Annotated in this window: 20 protein-coding genes; 14 read left to right on the top strand and 6 right to left on the bottom strand. The window is 30.8% G+C overall.

Annotated elements, in window-relative coordinates; all coding sequences use genetic code 11:
* Positions 1–42 precede the first annotated feature (42 nt).
* Positions 43–1431 (top strand): exonuclease domain-containing protein, encoded by a 1389-nt coding sequence (locus H0I23_RS01460; RefSeq protein WP_216784703.1) that lies wholly within the window; start codon positions 43–45, stop codon positions 1429–1431.
* On the opposite strand, the gene H0I23_RS16825 is transcribed toward H0I23_RS01460, so the two are convergent.
* The 5 genes from H0I23_RS16825 to H0I23_RS01440 all read right to left on the bottom strand — a co-directional run bounded on the left by H0I23_RS16825 (position 1428) and on the right by H0I23_RS01440 (position 7021).
* Positions 1428–1562 carry a hypothetical protein gene (locus H0I23_RS16825; RefSeq protein ID WP_256443766.1) on the bottom strand — a complete coding sequence of 45 codons (135 nt, stop codon included), beginning with the start codon at positions 1560–1562 and terminating at the stop codon, positions 1428–1430. The genes H0I23_RS01460 and H0I23_RS16825 overlap by 4 nt on opposite strands.
* A 137-nt stretch (positions 1563–1699) precedes the next feature.
* Positions 1700–3109: a rhodanese-like domain-containing protein gene (locus H0I23_RS01455; RefSeq protein ID WP_216786002.1), complete on the bottom strand. Its 1410-nt coding sequence runs from the start codon at positions 3107–3109 to the stop codon at positions 1700–1702.
* 66 nt (positions 3110–3175) lie between these two features.
* Complete coding sequence (locus H0I23_RS01450) at positions 3176–4903, bottom strand: SulP family inorganic anion transporter (RefSeq protein WP_216784702.1); 1728 nt, start codon at positions 4901–4903, stop codon at positions 3176–3178.
* A 77-nt stretch (positions 4904–4980) separates the two neighbouring features.
* The gene (locus H0I23_RS01445) at positions 4981–5757 is read right to left on the bottom strand and encodes an aldose 1-epimerase (protein WP_216784701.1); all 777 of its coding nucleotides are present in this window, start codon (positions 5755–5757) and stop codon (positions 4981–4983) included.
* A 22-nt stretch (positions 5758–5779) separates the two neighbouring features.
* Positions 5780–7021, bottom strand: a complete 1242-nt coding sequence (locus H0I23_RS01440) for an ABC transporter permease (protein WP_216784700.1) — start codon at positions 7019–7021, stop codon at positions 5780–5782.
* 3 nt (positions 7022–7024) lie between these two features.
* On the opposite strand from H0I23_RS01440, the gene H0I23_RS01435 reads away from it, so the two are divergent.
* The 13 genes from H0I23_RS01435 to H0I23_RS01375 all read left to right on the top strand — a co-directional run bounded on the left by H0I23_RS01435 (position 7025) and on the right by H0I23_RS01375 (position 20089).
* Positions 7025–8269 carry an exo-beta-N-acetylmuramidase NamZ domain-containing protein gene (locus H0I23_RS01435; protein WP_216784699.1) on the top strand — a complete coding sequence of 415 codons (1245 nt, stop codon included), beginning with the start codon at positions 7025–7027 and terminating at the stop codon, positions 8267–8269.
* 102 nt (positions 8270–8371) lie between these two features.
* Positions 8372–9538, top strand: a complete 1167-nt coding sequence (locus tag H0I23_RS01430; RefSeq protein ID WP_216784698.1) for a leucine-rich repeat domain-containing protein — start codon at positions 8372–8374, stop codon at positions 9536–9538.
* Between the two features lie 376 nt (positions 9539–9914).
* Positions 9915–10520 carry a hypothetical protein gene (locus H0I23_RS01425; protein ID WP_216784697.1) on the top strand — a complete coding sequence of 202 codons (606 nt, stop codon included), beginning with the start codon at positions 9915–9917 and terminating at the stop codon, positions 10518–10520.
* A 166-nt stretch (positions 10521–10686) separates the two neighbouring features.
* The gene (locus H0I23_RS01420; RefSeq protein ID WP_216784696.1) at positions 10687–11229 is read left to right on the top strand and encodes a DUF6090 family protein; all 543 of its coding nucleotides are present in this window, start codon (positions 10687–10689) and stop codon (positions 11227–11229) included.
* Positions 11230–11516: 287 nt separating this feature from the next.
* On the top strand, positions 11517–11912 hold the full coding sequence (locus tag H0I23_RS01415; protein WP_254073593.1) for a transposase: 396 nt from the start codon (positions 11517–11519) through the stop codon (positions 11910–11912).
* Positions 11912–12769 (top strand): IS3 family transposase, encoded by an 858-nt coding sequence (locus H0I23_RS01410; RefSeq protein WP_216783348.1) that lies wholly within the window; start codon positions 11912–11914, stop codon positions 12767–12769. The genes H0I23_RS01415 and H0I23_RS01410 overlap by 1 nt, the downstream gene beginning before the upstream one ends.
* Before the next feature lie 60 nt (positions 12770–12829).
* On the top strand, positions 12830–13915 hold the full coding sequence (locus H0I23_RS01405) for a hypothetical protein (protein ID WP_216784695.1): 1086 nt from the start codon (positions 12830–12832) through the stop codon (positions 13913–13915).
* Between the two features lie 95 nt (positions 13916–14010).
* Positions 14011–14676, top strand: coding sequence for an alpha/beta hydrolase (locus tag H0I23_RS01400; protein ID WP_216784694.1), 666 nt, complete (start codon positions 14011–14013; stop codon positions 14674–14676).
* 335 nt (positions 14677–15011) lie between these two features.
* Complete coding sequence (locus tag H0I23_RS01395) at positions 15012–15341, top strand: hypothetical protein (RefSeq protein ID WP_216784693.1); 330 nt, start codon at positions 15012–15014, stop codon at positions 15339–15341.
* A 248-nt stretch (positions 15342–15589) separates the two neighbouring features.
* A complete protein-coding gene (locus H0I23_RS01390) occupies positions 15590–18421 on the top strand; it encodes a pitrilysin family protein (protein ID WP_216784692.1) in 2832 nt (943 codons plus the stop codon).
* A gap of 355 nt (positions 18422–18776) precedes the next feature.
* A complete protein-coding gene (locus H0I23_RS01385) occupies positions 18777–18929 on the top strand; it encodes a hypothetical protein (protein WP_216784691.1) in 153 nt (50 codons plus the stop codon).
* 93 nt (positions 18930–19022) lie between these two features.
* Positions 19023–19382: a hypothetical protein gene (locus tag H0I23_RS01380; protein WP_216784690.1), complete on the top strand. Its 360-nt coding sequence runs from the start codon at positions 19023–19025 to the stop codon at positions 19380–19382.
* Between the two features lie 95 nt (positions 19383–19477).
* A complete protein-coding gene (locus H0I23_RS01375) occupies positions 19478–20089 on the top strand; it encodes a hypothetical protein (RefSeq protein WP_216784689.1) in 612 nt (203 codons plus the stop codon).
* Positions 20090–20148: 59 nt separating this feature from the next.
* Here the strand turns inward: H0I23_RS01375 and H0I23_RS01370 are convergent, their stop codons facing one another.
* Positions 20149–20481 (bottom strand): hypothetical protein, encoded by a 333-nt coding sequence (locus H0I23_RS01370; protein WP_216784688.1) that lies wholly within the window; start codon positions 20479–20481, stop codon positions 20149–20151.
* Between the last annotated feature and the right edge of the window lie 103 nt (positions 20482–20584).

The raw sequence follows: 20584 nt of genomic DNA, 5'->3' as shown, positions 1-20584 counted from the left end.
CACTCTAAAAAATGCCTTAACTTTATAGAAAAAAAGAGCTTTTTGTACACGATAATAGATATTGAAACTACAGGGAATGGAGTAAAAGGAAATAAGATTACTGAAATTTCTATTTTTAAATTTGATGGTAATGATGTGGTAGATGAATTTACCACATTGGTTGATCCTGAATGTGAAATTCCTTATTTTATAACTGGACTTACAGGTATTGATAACGACATGGTTAGGAATGCTCCTAAATTTCATGAAATTACAGAACAAATATTAGCAATTACTACAGATACCATTTTTGTTGCCCACAATGTAAATTTCGATTACAATATAATTCAGAATGAATTTAAAATGATAGGCATAGCCTTTTCAAGAAAAAAACTCTGCACCGTAAGGCTTTCTCGAAAACTGCTCCCTGGTTACAAATCATATAGTCTTGGTAAATTATGTTCTGCTTTAAAAATACCGTTAACTGATCGGCATAGGGCTAGAGGTGATGCTGATGCTACTACTATTTTATTTAAAAAATTATTATATACTGACGGTGCTGAAGAGGTATTTAAATCTTTTTTAAATTCAAAATCACAAGAAGCGACACTACCACCTGGCTTACCTAAAGAAGATTTTGATAAATTACCCACTAAACCAGGGGTGTATTATTTTAAAAACGAAAAAGGTAAAATTATTTATGTTGGTAAAGCTATAAATATAAAGAAGAGAGTTTTAAGTCACTTTTACGATAAGGCAACCAAAGAAATTAAAATGTGCCAAGAAACCTCAGCAATAGATTTTGAACTTTCTGGTAGTGAGGTTTTAGCTTTACTAATGGAATCTGAAGCTATAAAACACCATTACCCAGAACATAATAGATCGCAAAAAAGAAAAATACAGCCTTACGGTATTTTTAGTTATGAAGATAGGAATGGTATACTGCATTTAGCCTCTAATACTCTAAAAATGGCTCCGAATGCATTTTACACTCTCTATAATAAAACAGATTGTAGAATTTTTTTACAAGAACTTTGCAAAACCTATAAGTTGTGCCCTAAATTTTGTCACCTACAAGAGAACGTTGCCGCATGCTCGCATTACGATATTCTTGAATGTGATGGTATTTGCCGTGGTACTGAAACTACAGAAAATTATAATGCTAAGGTTAAAAAACTAATTAAAGAAGTGAAATCTGCTTCTGAAAACTTCCTAATTAAAGAAAAAGGAAGAACACTTAATGAAACTGCTTTGATAGTCGTTCAAGATAATACCTATATCGGATATGCTTTTGTAGCTAATGACACCACTATAAACCATATTGAAGACCTTATGCCTTTTATAAAGTTACAAAATAACACTTTTGAAACAAGGCAAATTATCACTAATTACTGTGGTAAAAACAGCGAAAAAGTAATACAGATTTCTGATATTGAAATTGCCAATTATTAACTGTTTTTCTTTTTATCATTTTTCATTAAAGAAAAAACAATTAATACTAAACCAATAACTACTACTGCAAAAGAACTAATTAATAGTATTCCGTAGTTCCAATTTACAAGAGAAATAGCAAGTTGTATCATATTTAAATTTGTTGATTATATGCACAAATTTAAAGATTGACATTCTCAAATAATATGATAAAAATCAGTTCTCTAAAACAAAAAGGCTCTTAAATACCTAGATATTTAAGAGCCTTTTTATAATGAAATATTTTTTTTTATAAAGTTGTAGGGCAAACAAAATCAGAAACTTTTGCTCCCTCACTTTTAAGAGCTCCAAAACCACCTGCAATATCAATAAAATTATGAATACCTCTACTCTTTAATATAGATTCTGCTATTACAGATCTGTAACCACCAGCACAATGCACGTAGAATGTACTTTTTTCTGGAAACTCAGATAAGTAATCATTTAATGAACTTAAAGGTGTGTGCGTTGCATTTAAAACATGCTCTGATCCATATTCCCCTTCTTTTCTAACATCAAAAACAGGTATTTCTTTTGAGTTTATTTTAGGTATAACTTCTTTTGCCGTTAACGATGTAATAGTATCGTATTCCTTTGCATCTTTTCTCCAAGCTTCAAAACCACCTTTTAAATATCCAATTGTACCATCAAAACCAACACGCGACAAACGCGTAATTGCTTCCTCTTCTTTACCTTCTGGTGTTACCAAAAGTAATGGTTGTTTAACATCGGCAATTAAAGCACCTACCCATGGTGCAAAATCACCATTTAACCCTATAAAAATAGAACGAGGTATATGTCCTTTTACAAACTCATCTTGATGCCTAACATCTAAAACAATTGCATCAGTTTCGTTAGCTGCAATTTCAAATTCTTTAGGCGATAATGCTGTTGTTCCTCTATCTAAAACCTCATCAAAATTCTCATACCCTTCCTTATTCATTTTCACATTTAAAGGAAAATATTTAGGTGGTGGTAACAGTCCGTGTGTAACTTCTTTTACAAACTCTTCCTTCGTCATATCTGCACGAAGTGCATAGTTCATGCTTTTCTGATTCCCTAGAGTGTCCACAGTCTCTTTCATCATGTTTTTACCACAAGCCGAACCTGCACCATGCGCTGGATAAACAATAACATCATTTGCTAAAGGCATTATTTTAGTGCGCAAACTATCAAAAAGAATACCTGCCAAATCTTCCTGCGTCATGTCTGCTGCTTTCTGAGCTAAATCTGGTCTTCCAACATCGCCTAAAAACAACGTATCACCAGAAAAAATCGCATGATCTTTTCCGTTTTCATCTTTAAGTAAATATGTAGTACTCTCCATTGTATGCCCAGGAGTATGCAATGCTACTATCGTTATTTTACCTAATTTAAATTCTTGACCGTCTTTTGCTATTATAGCATCAAAACTAGGGTTTGCATTAGGTCCGTAAATAATCGGTGCTCCTGTTTCTTTTGATAAGGTAACATGACCACTAACAAAATCTGCATGAAAATGAGTTTCAAAAATATATTTCACCTTAGCATTATCGTTAGCTACCCTTTTTAAATAAGGCCCTACTTCTCGTAATGGATCTATAATAGCTACTTCGCCTTCACTTTTAATATAGTAAGCCCCTTGTGCTAAGCACCCTGTATATATTTGTTCTATTTTCATCATCTTATTATTCATATATTACACTGTAAAAGTAAAGGTCTTTTACATTTTTATCAGTAACAATAGTTACACTTTAAATTGATTTTGATATGCTACCTTACCTTGCAGACTTGATAATGTACTCGGATCATCAAAGTAATTTACTGCTTCTTTTATTTTAACAAATAAAAACTCTTTATGTAGCTCTTCTATAATTCCGCTATTAAAAATAATATCGCGTGTAGGGCCAATAGCACCTGCAATATAAAATTGTATGTTTTTTTGATGAATTTCTCGTATTACTTTGGTTAGCATTTGGGCTGCAGAAGAATCTATATAATTTATTGCTTCTGCATTTAAAATAACACCTCGTAATGGCAATCCTTTTTTATCAATTTCTTTATATAATTGATGTTTAAAAAAGCTTGCATTTGCAAAATATAATTGCGCATCAAACCTAACAATCAACAAATCGTCTCGTACAATTATCTCGTTAGAAAATCGGGTTACATTCTTATAATAATCAGAACCTTCTATATTTCCTAAAACTGCAAAATGAGGGTTTGATGTTCTGTACACCATCAACAATAACGAGCTTAAAACACCTATTAAAATACCCTGTGGTATGCCTATAAATAAGGTTACTAAAAACGTGATTATTAAAACTACAAATTCATCTTTACGTTTGTTCCATAAGCGTTTTGCATAAACTATATCAATCAACCCTAAAACAGATACCATTATAATACTTGCTAAAACTGCTTTGGGTAAATAATAAAATATGGGTGTTAAAAACAACAAGGTTAACACTACCATAATAAAACTGAATAATGCCGATAAATTTGTTTTTGCTCCAGCTTCACCATTAATTGCTGATCTTGAAAAGCTTGCTGTTGATGAATACGATTGAAAAAAAGATCCCACAATGTTTGATACCCCTAAGGCAACCAATTCTTGATTTGGTTCTATCGTTTCTTCTCCTGTTTTTTCTTCTAATGCCTTACCTATGGATATGGTTTCTAAATACCCAACTAATGCCAAGGTTAGCGCTATTGGCCATATTGAGAATGCATTGTCTAAACTTATATCTGGCACTTGAAAACTTGGTAAGCCTGTCGGTATTTTGCCAACAATATGCACTCCGTATTTTTCTAATTTAAAAAAGTAAACGGCTATAATACCTAGTATAACTGCTATTAAAATAGAAGGTATTTTTTTATTCCATTTTTTAAATAAGATGATCATTACAATACCTAAAAATCCGATTACAAAATCAACTAAATTAGTTTCTGCTATTCTTTGAAGTACATTTAATACTTGTTGATGAAACATATTACTTTTAGGTATCGAAACTCCTAAAAGATGTTTTAATTGACTAAAAATAATTACTAATGCTGCTGCTGATGTAAAACCACTTATTACAGGCTTTGATAAAAAATTCACCAAAAAACCCATTTTAAAAATACCGAGTGATAATTGTATGGCACCCACCATAAAGGCTAAAAAAATGGCCATTGCAATATAGTTTTCTACCCCAGATATTACTAAGGTTCCTAAACCTGCGGCAACTAATAAAGAATCCATTGCTACTGGCCCAACAGTTACTTGCCTTGCTGTACCTAAAAAAAGGTAACCTAAAACTGGTACTAAAGCGGCATATAACCCATAAACGGGTGGTAAACCTGCAATCATAGCATATGCCATGCCTTGCGGAATTAGAATAATACCTACAGTAAACCCTGCGATTAAATCCTTAGGTAAGTTGCTCTTTTTATATTTTGGCAACCATTGCAGTAATGGAATATATTTTTGCATTGGTCAAATGTAAAATTAATTCTAAAGTTGGTCAGTAACTATTGTTACCGAACATTAAATACCAACAATTTATAAATTTATAATACCGAAATGTGTACTTTAAAAACTTCTGGTGTTGTTCCTAAAATTGTAAAGCCGTTATGTAAATTTTCTTGTGCAACAGCATATGGATAAAATGTTATTGGCTCAATACAAATCATAGTATTCACTTCTGTCCAAAGCATAAAATCGCCAAAACCTTCGGTTGTTATTTGAAGTTCGTTTTTATCTTTTAAAACAATTTTATTGCAATTTTTAACGTGTAATGCTCTGCTACCAACTGCTAAAACTTCTTTTAGTGAAATTTCTTTATCATTTGCAACCACAACAGGTGTTTCAGTTACCAAATTAAAAGCGGGGTGATACCCTAGCATAAATGGCATTCCTTTTTCGCCTGATATAGAAAAACTAACTGTAATACCTTCTTTTGATAATTGAAACGTTTTTACAAACTCAAAACTGTAAGGCCAAGCTAATATTTCTGCAGTAGACTTTGCTGGATATTTAGAATTTTTAATTTCAGTATTGGCAGTATACTTTTTTACAAAAACTGCTTTTGTCGTGTTGCTTTCCGTCAGCTTATATTCCATTTCACGAAGCAAACCATGTTGATCTTGTATTGCTGCGCCTTTAATTGTTTGCACTTTAAAACCTGCATCTGCCGTTGGGCCAATAATCGGAAACATTTCGGTATCTGCACTACGCCAACCTGGGCTACCTTTTTGGTGAATGTATTGGTGGCCTGCAACAGTATAACCAACAAGCTCTCCTTTATCTATTTTTACTGTCTTATTCTCTAAAGATAAATTAACCATAAGATTTTTCTGAAATTAAAAATTAATCAAATTTAATTGCCTTTACTGGTGTTATTCTTGTAATAATATAAGATGGTATTAAAAGCATTAATAAGCAAAGTACCATAACGCCTATATTTAATAATACCACCGTAAAAACATCAATATGTACCGGAATATACTCTATATAATATTCTTTCGGATTCGGGAATTTGAAGATGCGATATGTATTCTGTATCCATATTAAACCAAGACCAATAGCATTACCCAACAGCAAACCAATACCAATTAAATAAGCTGCATTGTATAAAAATATTTTACGCACACTCCAATTATTAGAGCCTAGTGCTTTTAAAACTCCTATCATTGGTGTTCTTTCTAGTATTAAAACCAACAAAGCAGTAATCATATTAATACCGCCAACAATAATCATTATACCAATTATAATAGCAATATTAAAATCGAAAAGGTCTATCCACTGAAAAATATGACCATATTTATTTTTAATGTTTTTTGTATCTAATGTAGAAAGTGTGTGTCCGTAAATTTCATTTGTTTTTTCTTCTATCTGATCAAAATCATTTAAAAAAATTTCAAAATTTCCGATTTGGTTATCCTCCCACCTATTCATACGCTGAATATGTCTAATATCTACAAAAACATACGTAGCATCAAACTCTTCAAAACCACTATCATAAATACCAACTATTTTAGACTTTAATTGGTTTGGTATTTTTGATGGATCATTCTCTCTTAAAAACACTGCACTAAAGGAGTCGCCTATTTTTAATTTTAATTTATTAGCTAATAAACGCGATATCATCACATCATCAATACGCTCACCTGAAAAATCTGGCAGCTTGCCTTCTACTAAATATTCTTTAAAAACATTCCAATTATAATCTTTACCTACTCCTTTTGCAATTATACCTTCAACGGTATCATCGGCACGTACTATACCACCTTTACTCGCTACGGCCTGCACATGGCTTATACCCTCTATACCTTTAAACTCCGGATAAAAATCTTGTTCTAATGCTACTGGGCTTACCGATACTTCAGAACTGTTATTATCATAATTACTAATTTGAATATGACCGTTAAAAGCTGCTACTTTTTCTCTAATTTTAACCTTTAAACCAACACCTGTAGCAATAGCGATAAGCATCATTACAATACTAATTGTAATCGCTGCAATTGCTATTTTTATAATTGGTGCTGATACACTATTTTTATACGCTTTCCCTATAGAAAGGCGTTTTGCTATAAAAAATTCTAAATTCAAATTATGATGCTTTTACCTTGTTTCAAAAATACATTTTTATTATTGGTTTTGATACTTTCTGCCTGCGGAAAGACAAAGAAAACAGTATCAGAAACAAAAAATGTAGCGGTATATGAAACAAAAAAAAGCATCGATTCTAGTTTGATAATCGCGGCTAATAAAACAAAAGATTACTTACCGATTTTAAAAGATAAAAAAATAGCCGTGGTAGCAAACCAAACAAGTGTTGTATTTAAAGCGGATGGCAACACGCATTTAATAGATTCTTTAATGACTTTGGGTGTAAATATTACACAGGTTTTTGCCCCAGAACATGGCTTTAGAGGCAAGGTAGATGCTGGTGAGCATTTTAAAGACGGTATAGATACAAAAACAGGGCTGCCACTCATATCACTTTACGGAAAAAATAGAAAACCTTCTAAAGAGCAGCTTAAAAACATTGATCTTGTTTTGTTTGATATACAAGATGTAGGCGTACGTTTTTACACCTACATTGCCACATTACAATTGGTAATGGAGGCTTGTGCTGAAAATAATATACCAGTACTTGTTTTAGACAGGCCCAACCCGAATGCACATTATGTAGATGGCCCTACTATGGAAACTGAACATACTAGCTTTTTAGGAATGACTGAAATACCTTTGGTATATGGCATGACAATTGGCGAATATGCAACTATGATAAACCAAGAAGGTTGGTTAGAAAATGGTATAAAAGCAAACTTAACAGTTGTACCGATGGATAACTACACACATGAAACTTTTTACAGCTTACCTATACGCCCTTCGCCTAACTTACCTAATGATTTATCAATAAAACTATACCCTAGCTTAGGACTTTTTGAAGGCTCTAACATAAATGCTGGCAGAGGTACCGAATTTCAATTTCAGCGTTATGGAGCTTCTTTTTTAGATGCTAAAAAATATACATTTACCTATACACCAGATGCTAATTTTGGCTCTAAATACCCTAAAGAAAAAGGGAAACTTTGCTACGGAGTAGATTTAACAACGATTGATACAAGCACATTAAACAGTGTAAACTTACAGTGGATTATTAATGCCTACACACATACTACAGATAAGAGTAAATTTTTTTTAACTAGCGGATTTACCAAACATGCAGGTACTACTAAATTGCAAAAACAAATTGAAGCGGGTATGAGTGCAAAAGAGATTCATGCTACTTGGCAAAGTGCTATTACTAATTTTAAAATTATTAGAAGCAACTATTTATTATACAAATAGATATAGTATTTTTTCTTAAGTTTATAACCTATTAACGATATACTACTATATTGGCGGATAACCGTAAGAGTACGGTTATCCGTACGTTGGCAATAATTTGACATGAAATTGATATCTAGAATTTTATTTATAATCCTTCCTCTATCTATCTGTGCACAAAGCAGTTTAGTTCAAAGCATTGAAGAAGGTCTTGAAAACCCTGAAAACGTAAAAGAAATTTACCTTTCAGGAAACCAGGTGAAATCATATGACGGACTTGAAAAGCTTTATTTACTTGAAAAACTAACAATTGTAGATGCGAATATTAATTCTATTCCATCCCAAATATTTAAACTAAAAGAACTTAAGGAAATAAGAATTTCTCATTCGAATATAAAAATTCTACCAAAGAGTCTAGAAAGCTTAACCAAATTAAAGAAACTATCAATTACTTATTCCAAATTAGAGAAAATTGACTGCAATCTGAGTAAAATTAAATTAACTGAAATTGACTTAATTGAGAATAACCTTAAAAAAATTGAGCTATCAAATTTTATTTCTAGCGAAACAATTAGTTTGGATTTATCTAGTAACCCAATTGAAGATATAAATCATCAGAACCCAGAAACAAGTAATTTGCGAATAATTTCTCTTAGAAAAATAGGAATAAAGCAGTTTCCCAGTTTTGTAACTTTCTATAAATCTTTAGAAAGCTTGGACTTAAGTGGTAACACATTTAATACTATTCCACAAACTATAGGTAATCTAACAAGTCTCCATTTCCTTGGATTAAATAGATGTGAATTAATTTCTTTACCGGACAGGATAGGCAATTTAGATAAATTGACTTGGCTGGCAGTAAACCAAAACAATTTAACTGAATTGCCTAATTCAATTTGTAATTTAAAAAAATTGCAATACTTAATGGCAAGTCGAAATAATTTAGAAAATATACCAAAATGCATAAATAAAATCACCAATCTAACAAAACTAGTACTAGATAACAATTCAATTTCTTCAATTCCAAAGAGTCTAGTTATATTAGAAAAATTGTCGCAATTAGAATTAACTAACAATAAGGTAAAAAGAATTCCGAACAAGTTATTTAGTTCCTTATCATTAAGCAGCATTCAATTAAAAAATAATTTAATCAGAAAATTATCGCGAAATGTATTTAAAGCGGATAAACTACGAGTTTTGAATCTCTCAAAGAATAAAATTAAAAAAGGTAACAAGAAAAAAATACTAGAATTATCGAAAAACCAAAACCGACTAACTATCCATATTTAAAACTATTGCCAACACAACCTATAAACAATACGGGCTTCGGGTTTAAACAAAAGGTTTGTATATATTTATGAGGTCGCAAAATCTTTGGGATTTTGCTTTGTCGAGAGAAAAAAGAAAAAACAAAACCAAAAGATTTCGCTATGTGCGTGGCGGAAAGCAAACGCTTGTTTGCTCCCGTACTGTTCATAGCTAAACCGTTGGCAGTAATAAAAAAATAAAATGAAATTACTTAATATTATCCTATTTTCAATAATACTATCTTCCAAAAAAACATCCATAGAAAATGCTAATCATGCCGAAGGGTCAGCTGCTCATAAAGCTACGAGAAGTGCTTTAGGCATAAAATGTAATTAAAATGAAAAAAATAAATAATGTAATGTTTTCCATACTTGTATTCATTGTTTGCACAAGTTGTAAATCACAAAATATACTGCAACACAATGAAATTGAAAATATAAAATCAGTACTGGAAGCTTTCGGTAATTCAAATGAAGAAAAAGTAAGGGTTTTTAAGAAATCTTTTAAGGATGATTATTATAATTCAGCATTCATTTCTACTATTGGACAAGAGCTAATAATCAATACCAATCGCGATGATTTGAATAAAGTAAGAGAAATAAAAGACTCTTTAAATCATCGCAGAATATACTCTTCCTTTGAGGTGGATTCTATAACCAATGTTTTGACCAAATCGCTTTTAAATATTCCAGTTAGTGCAATTCTTAATGATAAAGACTTAGAAAAAATGAAAAATACCTATTTAGATGATTCCATACACTGGCATAAAAAATTGTTTGAGAATACTATAGTTACAAATAATAAAAGTGATACAAGTGTATCAGTACCTGTTTTTAACATTGATAACTCTTTAGCGTTATTATATGTACAGCACAACGCTTCTCTTTCTTTAGAGTTTTATGAAAAAAAAGATGGGAACGCATGGATTAGAAAAGGTATGATTCTGTTAAGACGTGCAGATTAAAATACAAACCACAACACGATATAAACGCAATAACGGCTTGGGATCTAACCTGAGCCGTATTGTTTTAAAATTATCTTTAACTAAAATTGAAAATTCAGTTTTAAAAAAACCGTTACTGCGCTTATACAAATCGTTGGCAACAAGCTAAAAAAAACATAAAGATTGAATGAAAAAGTATATTAAGGCATTCTTCAAAGAAATAGTTCCAATAATTATTGGTATTCTAATAGCTTTGTACATTAACAATTGGAATGAAAATAAAAAAGATGAAAAGTATATAAATCAAATACTTTCGTCAATGGATAAGGAATTGAAAGAAAGCAATGACGATATCAAGAAAAAAATGCCTCAACAGCAAACACTTATCGACACCTTAGGTTTTTACAAAAAGAATGATACAATTTCTCTTTTCGACGTAATGATGAAAGTCAATGGAATTCAAATACCTAAAATTAGAATTAGTTCTTGGAAAGCTATTTCTAGTTCAAAAATTGAATTGCTGGAATACGATAGAGTTTCCGCTTTGGCAAATATTGAAGAGCAAAAAGAGGTATTGTTATCAAAGACTCAATATTTAATGAATTTCCTTTATCCAAATATAAAAGATACGAGCATTGACAAAAAAGAACTTATTATGTTAATGATGCAGGATATTATAGTTTCGGAAAGAGATTTACAAAAGGAAATTGAGGGAATCATTAAAGATTAAACACCTATTTCGTACAAAAAATTATTACGGATTTCATGAATATGAAATATGCTGTACGGAAAAGCCAGTTGCTAACAAAACCTAAACGTAATGCGGACTTTAGCGCAAAACCGAAAGGTCTGTGTATATTTATAATGTCGCTAAATCTTATGGATTTAGCTTTGGACAACAAAAATAAAACTAAACAAAAAGCTTTAGCTTCGTGCGCAGACGGAAACGAAAAGTTTCCTTACTACCGCACTACGCTTAGCTCAAGCGTTGGGCTTCATTTTGACCCGTCCTGAAATATGTATACAAAACACTTCAAGTATATGTATAAAAATGATGGATATGTAAAACGCTATAGTGAGAGCTTTAAGCTCAAAGTCTTGGCAGAACTTACCAAAGGAAACCATTCCAAAAGACAAATTGCATTAACTTACGGTATTCAATCCAGTACTATAAACGTATGGATCAAAAAGTATGATCGTAAAGATTTAATGAATACCCGTGTAACCGTGCAAACAGACGATGAACTTTCCCGTATCAAAGCCCTTCAAAAAGAGCTCAATCAACTTAAGGACCTTCTCATTAAAAAGGACCTGGACAAACTGGTGACCGATAGCTATCTCGAGGTAGCGGCCGAGAACCTAGGCTATAGAGATGTTGAAGAATTAAAAAAAAACTTAAACATAAAGCCCTAATGAAAGTAGCACCGATAAACCGTAATGAAAGGCTCTATTCAATTTGTACTATCTGTAATGCCTTTGATCTGAAAAGAGATGCCTATTACAAATTCCAAAAACGTTTTGTTATCAAAAAACAGATAGAACAAGATGTAATCCAACTTGTTCGGGAAAGTAGAAGAACACTACCTCGAGAAGGTACCAGAAAACTCATGAGATCATTAAAAAATGAGTTTCAAAAGTACGACCTTAAAGTCGGTAGAGACCAGCTGTTCCGTATCCTAAGAGAAAATCGATTACTCGTTAGAAGAAAAAAATATTCTTCTAGAACCACAAATTCATATCATAGGTTTTATAAGTATGGTAATATTATAAAAGACTTGAAAATCAATAGACCTAATCAAGTCTGGGCTTCCGATATAACCTACATCAGAACCATTAAAGGATTCTGTTACCTAGCATTGATTACAGATATGTACTCACGTAAAATCGTTGGATATGACCTAAGTGATAGCCTAGAACTAAAAGGGTGTGTCAGAGCTTTAAATAAGGCTATTTACAATGCCAAGAATATTGACCAACTTATTCATCACTCGGACAGAGGTATTCAATATTGCAGTAATGTCTATACTCAAATATTGAAAAGAAAGAAAATTAAAATCAGTATGACTGAAGAAAACCATTGCTATGAAAATGCCCTAGCAGAAAGGGTAAACGGTATTCTAAAAGATGAATTCTATCTTGACCAAACCTTTACCAGCGTGATACATGCGAAAAAAGCAGCCAAAAATGCAATCAAATTATACAACTCTAAAAGATTGCATTTATCTTTAGATTATAAAACACCTAATTACGTGCATCAATATGCCGCTTAAAACTAATATTAATCTGTAGCCGTATTTTAGGACGTGACATTTAAAAAAAGAAATATAAAAATGCGAACAATTAACGATTTGGTTAATTTCATGAATGACAAATGCTATCAAAAATTCACTTTGACTAGCGATGGAACCGAATTACAATTGAACAACGGATTTGGACTAAAATGCACAAAAGAAACCTTTGAAATTGGCTACAATGAACGAGGTAATAAACAAAGTATTGAAAAATTTAAGACCGAAACTGAAGCAGTTGTCGCCTTCTATAAAAGAATCAAATCCAATAAACTATTAAGAAGGCATTGTATTGGTGTTTTAAAATCCAAAGAATCCTTTACAGAGCTAACTGCTATTTTAAAAAGCAACCACATTAGATTTGAACAAGATTCAATTCTCTATGCAGAAAATGATACAAGATATAGAGTTTTTGTTTTTGGTTGTGACGTAAAAAGAATAGATGATTTAAAAAATACTCCCGTAAAAACCAGCATACCTTGGACAGATAATAAAATACTCTTGAGTTATTCCGAGTACACCCCTTGTAAAATTATCTTTCAGGCAGTTTGCGATGAAATTGGGAAAAACTACTCAGAAAAAGGTTATAGATATTCGCGCTCAGGACCCAAAATTACAATTGAAAATGAAAAGATTAAATTAGAAATAAATTTTTGGTCGAGTGGAAGTAATATGCCTGGTCAATCGGTTAATTTAAAAATCTTGCCTAGTTTCTATTCTAAACAATTGAAACAAAGCAAAATTGATGGTTTTCTTTTTGGTCATACAGGAATTTTTTATCACAAGTATTTAGATAATTCAAAAAAAACTATAGTTAATACAATTTTTGGAGAAACATTTGAGAGAACGACTGAACACACTAATGAATCTAACATTATTGACGGTCATAACTGTAATGTTTATGGACTCCAAAAAGAAAATTTTGAAAAAATATTAAACTTTATTGACACTAAAATCATTGTGTGGTTTGAAAAAATTCAAAATAAAAATGGAATATTAGAATTGACCGAAAATGCGAGTAAAATGCGATTATGGACGTTAAATGGAAAGGAGTCAAACTCTGACTTTGTTCCATACGTTAAATTAAATTTTCCCGACGTCGAAATTGACAACATACTGGAAAAATAAAAACGAACGCACAACAATGGCTATAACAAATAGTGCAAAAAGTGCTATATTTAAAGGATTTGGCAATTAAAAAAGAAAATAATTACAAACAAAAAATGAAAGTATACGGAATAAGCGGACTTGGTGCTGACAAAAGGGTTTTTGATTCTCTGACACTAGACTTTGACTTTATTCCTATTGATTGGATTACACCAAACAAAAATGAACCTATAGAGTGTTATTCAAAAAGACTAAGTAAAATAATTGATACGAAAAATGAGTTTTGCTTAATTGGAGTGAGTTTTGGAGGATTAATTGCAACTGAAATAAGCAAAATACTTAATCCTAAAGTAACTATTCTAATTTCTTCAGCACATACCAAAAATGAATTAAGACCAATTTTTATAGGGTTTGGTAAAACCAAATTAATAAAATTAATGCCTACTTTTTTATTTGACCCTCCTCGAATAATTGCAAAGTATTTATTCGGAGCAAAAAACAACAAATTACTAAATGATATTTTAGACGATACTGATTTGAGTTTTGCTAAATGGGCAGTATATGAATTAACAAACTGGAAAAATATAACTCAATTAAAAAATATTTTAAAAATAAATGGTACAAACGATAAATTAATACCGCCAAGAGGAAATACTAAAATGGAGGTAATAAATAACGGAGGACATTTTATGATTGTTGACAAGGCTGATGAAGTAAGTGAAATAATAAATACTGAAATAAAAACGCACTACAACAATGGTAACCGTTGCACAACTCCATAATTTATAAAATAACAACCTTTATAACCGCCTTTTAAGGCGGTTTCATTTTTCAATTACTTAAGTAATTGGTTATTTTTACTGATTACAAACAGAATATTCTGGACTATCAATCTATTATAGAAGATAGTACTTATAAATTTCAAGAAGGATCAACAATAAACTTAATGGTTTGTTTTACAGCATACTAGAAATTATAAACCTTTTGTAACAGAGTTTGAATTTGAAAAAAATTTGAATTTGTATTATGAGAATTAGAATAAACTTTATCAAGATAATATTATTATGTTTTTTCGTATCTTCTTGTTCAGAAGATACTATTTTCTTTCATCTAAAAAATGAAAAAAACTAATAAAAAAAATATTGATTCTCTTTATTCTAAAATAATTAAATACTCTTATTCTGAACTTAATATTTGTGCCAACATCAATAATAACTTAAAAGTTAATTATTTCTTTTATAAAGAAACAAGAGAAACCTCTAGGGATTTTAAAAGTACAGATGATGATTGTAATTTTGGTTCAAAATATATAGGTTGTCAAACAGATGATATAATTTGTGTATTAGAGAGTAGTAATTATCAAAACGATAAATTAGAATTAAGAATAAGGAAAAATATAGATAGTAATTGGAAAAATTTTCCATTTGAGCTTAATTGTGAGAAATAACGTTTTGTAACAATGAATAAAAAACATAGGGCTTTTGTGCTAAACCGAAAGGTCTGTGAATATTAACAAAGTCCGCTAAATATAAAATTTAGGCATTTAAGTAAAAAAAATAAAAGCAAAATATCTACATTTAGCTAAGTAATAAATCGAAACGAAATTGCTTATCACCTGCCCTACGTTTCTTATACGAGACGTTAGCAAATATTTATGACTATAAGTAATTCAATACAGAAGTAAAAAACACCTTTATGCGTCTATTTAAGCTATTAACATTCACTTTATTGATGTTTATTACATTGACATCTTGTAAAGATAATCAAGACAAAATTGCTGAAACAAAAGAGTTTAAAGTAGATTTTGAAAAATTCACCTTAGACAACGGCTTGCAAGTCATCTTACATATTGACAGGTCAGATCCTGTAGTAGCTGTGTCACTAACCAGCCATGTTGGTTCTGCACGTGAAATAGAAGGTCGCACTGGATTTGCACATTTATTTGAACACTTGTTATTCTTAGAATCTGAAAACTTAGGTAAAGGTGGGCTCGATAAAATGAGTGCTCGTATCGGGGGCTCAGGTGCTAATGGCTCTACAAATAGAGACAGAACTAATTATTTACAAACGGTTCCGAAAGACGCCTTAGAAAAAATGATTTGGGCAGAAGCAGACAAATTGGGTTACTTTATTAATACGGTTACTGATCAAGTACTATCCAAAGAAAAGCAGGTCGTAAAAAATGAAAAAAGGCAAAGCGTAGACAATCGACCATATGGTCATACTTTTAAAGTTGTAGGAGATAATTTATATCCTAAAGGTCATCCTTATAGCTGGACAGTTATTGGCTCTTTAGAAGATTTACAAAATGCAACATTACAAGACGTAAAAGACTTTTTTAATAGATGGTATGTACCAAATAACGTTACTTTAACCATTGCAGGAGACTTTGATACTGCACAAGCTAAGCAATGGGTTGAAAAGTATTTTAATGATATAAAACGTGGTGAAGATATTCCTAAAATGGAAAAACAACCAGCTGTTTTAAGCGCAACTAAAAAATTATATTACGAAGATAAGTTTGCACGTTTACCTCAATTAAATTTAACATGGCCTTCTGTATATCAGTACCATCCAGACTCATATGCTTTAGAAGTTTTAGCAACGTATTTATCTCAAGGTAAAAAAGCACCACTTTACAAAACACTTGTAGAAGATGAACAACTTACTGATGGTGTCGATATGTTTCAATATAATTCTGAAATTGCTGGCCAATTTATGCTCCAAACCACAGCTTTTTCTGATACTGATTTAGATAAAGTTGAAGATGCAATTTTTAAAGCACTTTCTGATTTTGAAGCGAATGGTATATCAATAAAAGATCTAGATCGAATTAAAGCTGGTCAAGAAACAGATTTTTATAATAGTTTATCTAGTGTTTTAGGAAAAGGTGCACAATTAGCACAATATGAAATATTTGCAGGTGATCCAGCTTTTATTAACCAAGATGTTAAAAATATTCTTGCCGTTACACCAGAAGATGTGATGCGTGTTTATAATACATATATTAAAGGCAAACATTTGGTAGCGACAAGTTTTGTTCCTAAAAATCAAGTGGATCTAGCATTACAAAACTCAACATTAGCAGATGTTGTTGAAGAAAAAATTATTGAAGGTGCAGAAGAACAATTTGATGCAAGTATTGCAGCAACTTACGAAAAAACACCTTCTAGTTTCGATAGAAGTATTGAACCTCCTTATGGAGAGAGTCCTGATGTAAAAGCACCTAGCATATGGAAAGATGAATTATCATCTGGCATAGTTGTATATGGTATAGAAAACAATGAAGTGCCATTAGTGCAGTTTGAAATGCAAATAAAAGGTGGCTTATTGTTAGAAAATGCGAATAAAGTTGGAGTCTCAAATCTTCTAGCTGATTTATTAACTAAAGGCACAAAAAACAAAACACCAGAACAGTTAGAGAATGCCATTGAAAGCCTTGGTGCCTCAATAAATGCATATGCAACCGACGAAGCTGTTATTATTTCAGGAAATTCATTAGCAAAGAACTACGCAAAAACAATGGTATTAGTAAAAGAAATTTTGTTAGAACCACGTTGGGACGAAAAAGAATTTGATTTAACAAAGCAGAGTATCTTAAGTCAAATTGAGCAACAAAAAGCGAATCCAAACAGTATTGCTACTAATGCTTATGCAAAACTTATTTATGGCGAAGATCACATATTATCAAACAATGGTAGTGGTACAGAAGCATCTGTAAACTCAATTTCAATTGATGATTTAAAACAGTACTACAACACAAATATGTCACCTTCTATTACAAAGTTTCATATTGTTGGTGATATTTCTGAATCTCAAGTAATAGCATCTTTATCTGATATAAATGATAATTGGGCGGTAAAGGATATTACTTTTCCAGAACTACCCGAATTAAAATCACCAAAGAAATCTCAAGTATATTTTTACGATGTACCAGGCGCTAAGCAATCTATATTACGTTTTGGATATCCGGCTTTAGCAGCTACAGATATTGATTATTATCCTGCAACTATTATGAATTACCGTCTTGGTGGTGGTGGTTTTGCTTCTCAATTAACACAACAATTACGTGAAGGAAAAGGATATACTTATGGTATTAGGTCTAATTTTTCAGGATCTAGAATAAAAGGAGCTTTCACCATCGAAAGTGGCGTGCGTTCTAATGTTACTTTTGAGTCTGCAAGTTTAATAAAAGACATACTAGATAATTATGGTAAAAACTATACAGAAAATGATCTAGAAGTCACAAAAGGTTTTATGATTAAAAGTAATGCTAGAGCTTTTGAAACATTACGTTCAAAATTAAATATGCTTAATAACATCAGTAATTTTGGTTTTGATGCTGATTACGCAAAACAACGTGAAGCTATTGTAAAAGCATTGACCGTTAAAGACATAAAAAACTTAGTTGAGAACTATTTAAAGGCAAGTAAAATGATTTATCTTGTAGTTGGTGACGCAGAAACTCAAATGAAAAAACTAGAAGGCCTAGGTTTTGGAAAACCAATACTTTTAAATGAGGAGTAAACATTTGGCAACAAATAACAGCGGTAAAAAACAAATGATTTTCACTTAATGTTGTGCTTTATTATGAAAAATCTGAAGTTAAATAATGAATAAATATTTAAAACTTACTTTAATTATTTGTTTTGTAGGTTGTGTACCATTTTGAAGTCGTTAAATCTTATAGATTTAGCCTTAGGCAAGAAAATTAGTCTGAACTATCGAAAGGTTTCTGCTAAATTTCTAAGATTGCCAAATCTTTTGATTTGGTATTAAATGAGAAAAATTAAAACACAATACATAAGATTTGGCTAAGTAATAACCGAAAGCTTACTACATTTAGTCCATTACTAATAATAGGTATACATTAGCAATAATTATGAAAAAAAGCAGCTTTTTTTTAATTATTATTTTACTGTTTATGACTAAAACCTATAGTCAAGAAATCTATAACGTAACAGCTGAAAATGGTTTAAATATCAGAAAAGAATCTAACTTAAAATCTGAAATTACTGGAAAAATTTTATTCTAATTCTAAATTAGAAACAATTAAATCTGAACAAAAAAAGATATAACTTTTGACAATAAAGGATCTAAAAATTATTAGTAACAATTAAAATAAAAAATGACGCAAAAAACTGAAAACTCAAATATAATGGACCCATTTATTATATTTATTGCAATAGTAGGCACCTTATTAATAGGCTATATAAGTATCGAAGCTTTAGAAAATAATGATGATGGTTATGGTTTTATGATGTTATTAGCCTCTTTATTGTTTGCTATAGCATTATCATTCGGAATTTCTAAAACATCATTAAAATATTATTTTTGGAGCACTTTCGGACTATTTACAGCAATACTAATGTATCTTAGTTACAGTAGCTCAAATTTTTTGAATTTCTTAATTTCCTTTGTTACCTCTGAATTTATTTTAATATTAATGTTCGGAATTTATTATGCATTAATTCGAAAAAAATTATAAAGATTTAGTTATAAAAACAGAGGCTCCATTAAAATAATGGTTATTGTAAATAGGCTAAGTAAAATAGAAAAACAAAACTGAAAAAAAATCAGATAATGTTCAAATTTATTATTAAAAGCTGTTTTATAATTCTATTTGCTACTTCTTGTAATTCATCAAAAACTGAAGTAAGTTTTTTAGTGACAAGTAACTATTTAAAAGACTTAGATTCTATAAAAAAGCAAACACCATATAATTCCCTCAATAAAGGTTGGAATCAAGCATACTCTAATTTACCTATTAAACTTAGGGAAAAACGAGATAATCGTAAAACAATATATAATGCTTGGGATGAAATAGTAGAGAAATATAAAATAGAGAGTAACGTTGAGATTGATACGATATCTAAATCAGAAATTAGAATAAGAAGAAACCTTACTAAATGGGTTTACGATAATGGCAAGCGAGTAAATAAACGATTAAGCTTAGCAGAATTCAAAAAGTTATTGAGTAATGAAGGTATACAACCGTCTAGTTATAAAATTCTATTTGAAAGTGAGCAACTATGGTCTGGTGGTTTAAAAAGTACTTTCTTAGAATTATATTACAAAGGCACTGTTAACAAAATTAGAATAGATGAAAAAGGTACAATTTCAAATACAACCTTTTTGATATCTCAAATTCCTTATTGGAAATCTACAGGGCATCAATTTCCTACTAAAGAATAGAAAAAATTTACAAACCGTTTGAAAAAGTATGTGAAAAAATAAGTTGCGTTGGTACCGGCTTAATTATCGCACCCACCAACTACATCTGAAAAATCATAAGATTCTCCACGTTTAAAATATACATATGAATTTTCTACATGTGTGATTTTACCACTTAAGGTATAATCATATTCTACAAAAACAACATACATATTGGTACCTGGTGTTGGGTTTAAGTTTCCAAAAGTCACATTTGTAACTTCAGCATCTTCAGGAACATTATTGCACTTCTTAATTTTTTTAATATCCGAAATATCCTTTATCACTTGTTGATCAAGAGCTAGTTTTTCTCCGCAAGAATACACTAACATTGTAAAAAAAATGATTCCTATAACTATTAACTTTTGCTTCATGCTACCCTATTTAGTTCAAAATAAAGATATGATTTTATACAAGTACAACACATTTTTTGCTTTTCTTTTTATTTATTAAAGATAGCTTACCAACTACTAAAGC

This window comes from Cellulophaga sp. HaHaR_3_176 (assembly GCF_019021925.1).
Taxonomy (GTDB): Bacteria; Bacteroidota; Bacteroidia; order Flavobacteriales; family Flavobacteriaceae; genus Cellulophaga.
Note: the sequence above shows the minus strand (reverse complement) of the source record. Positions and strands in the feature narration are given on the sequence as shown.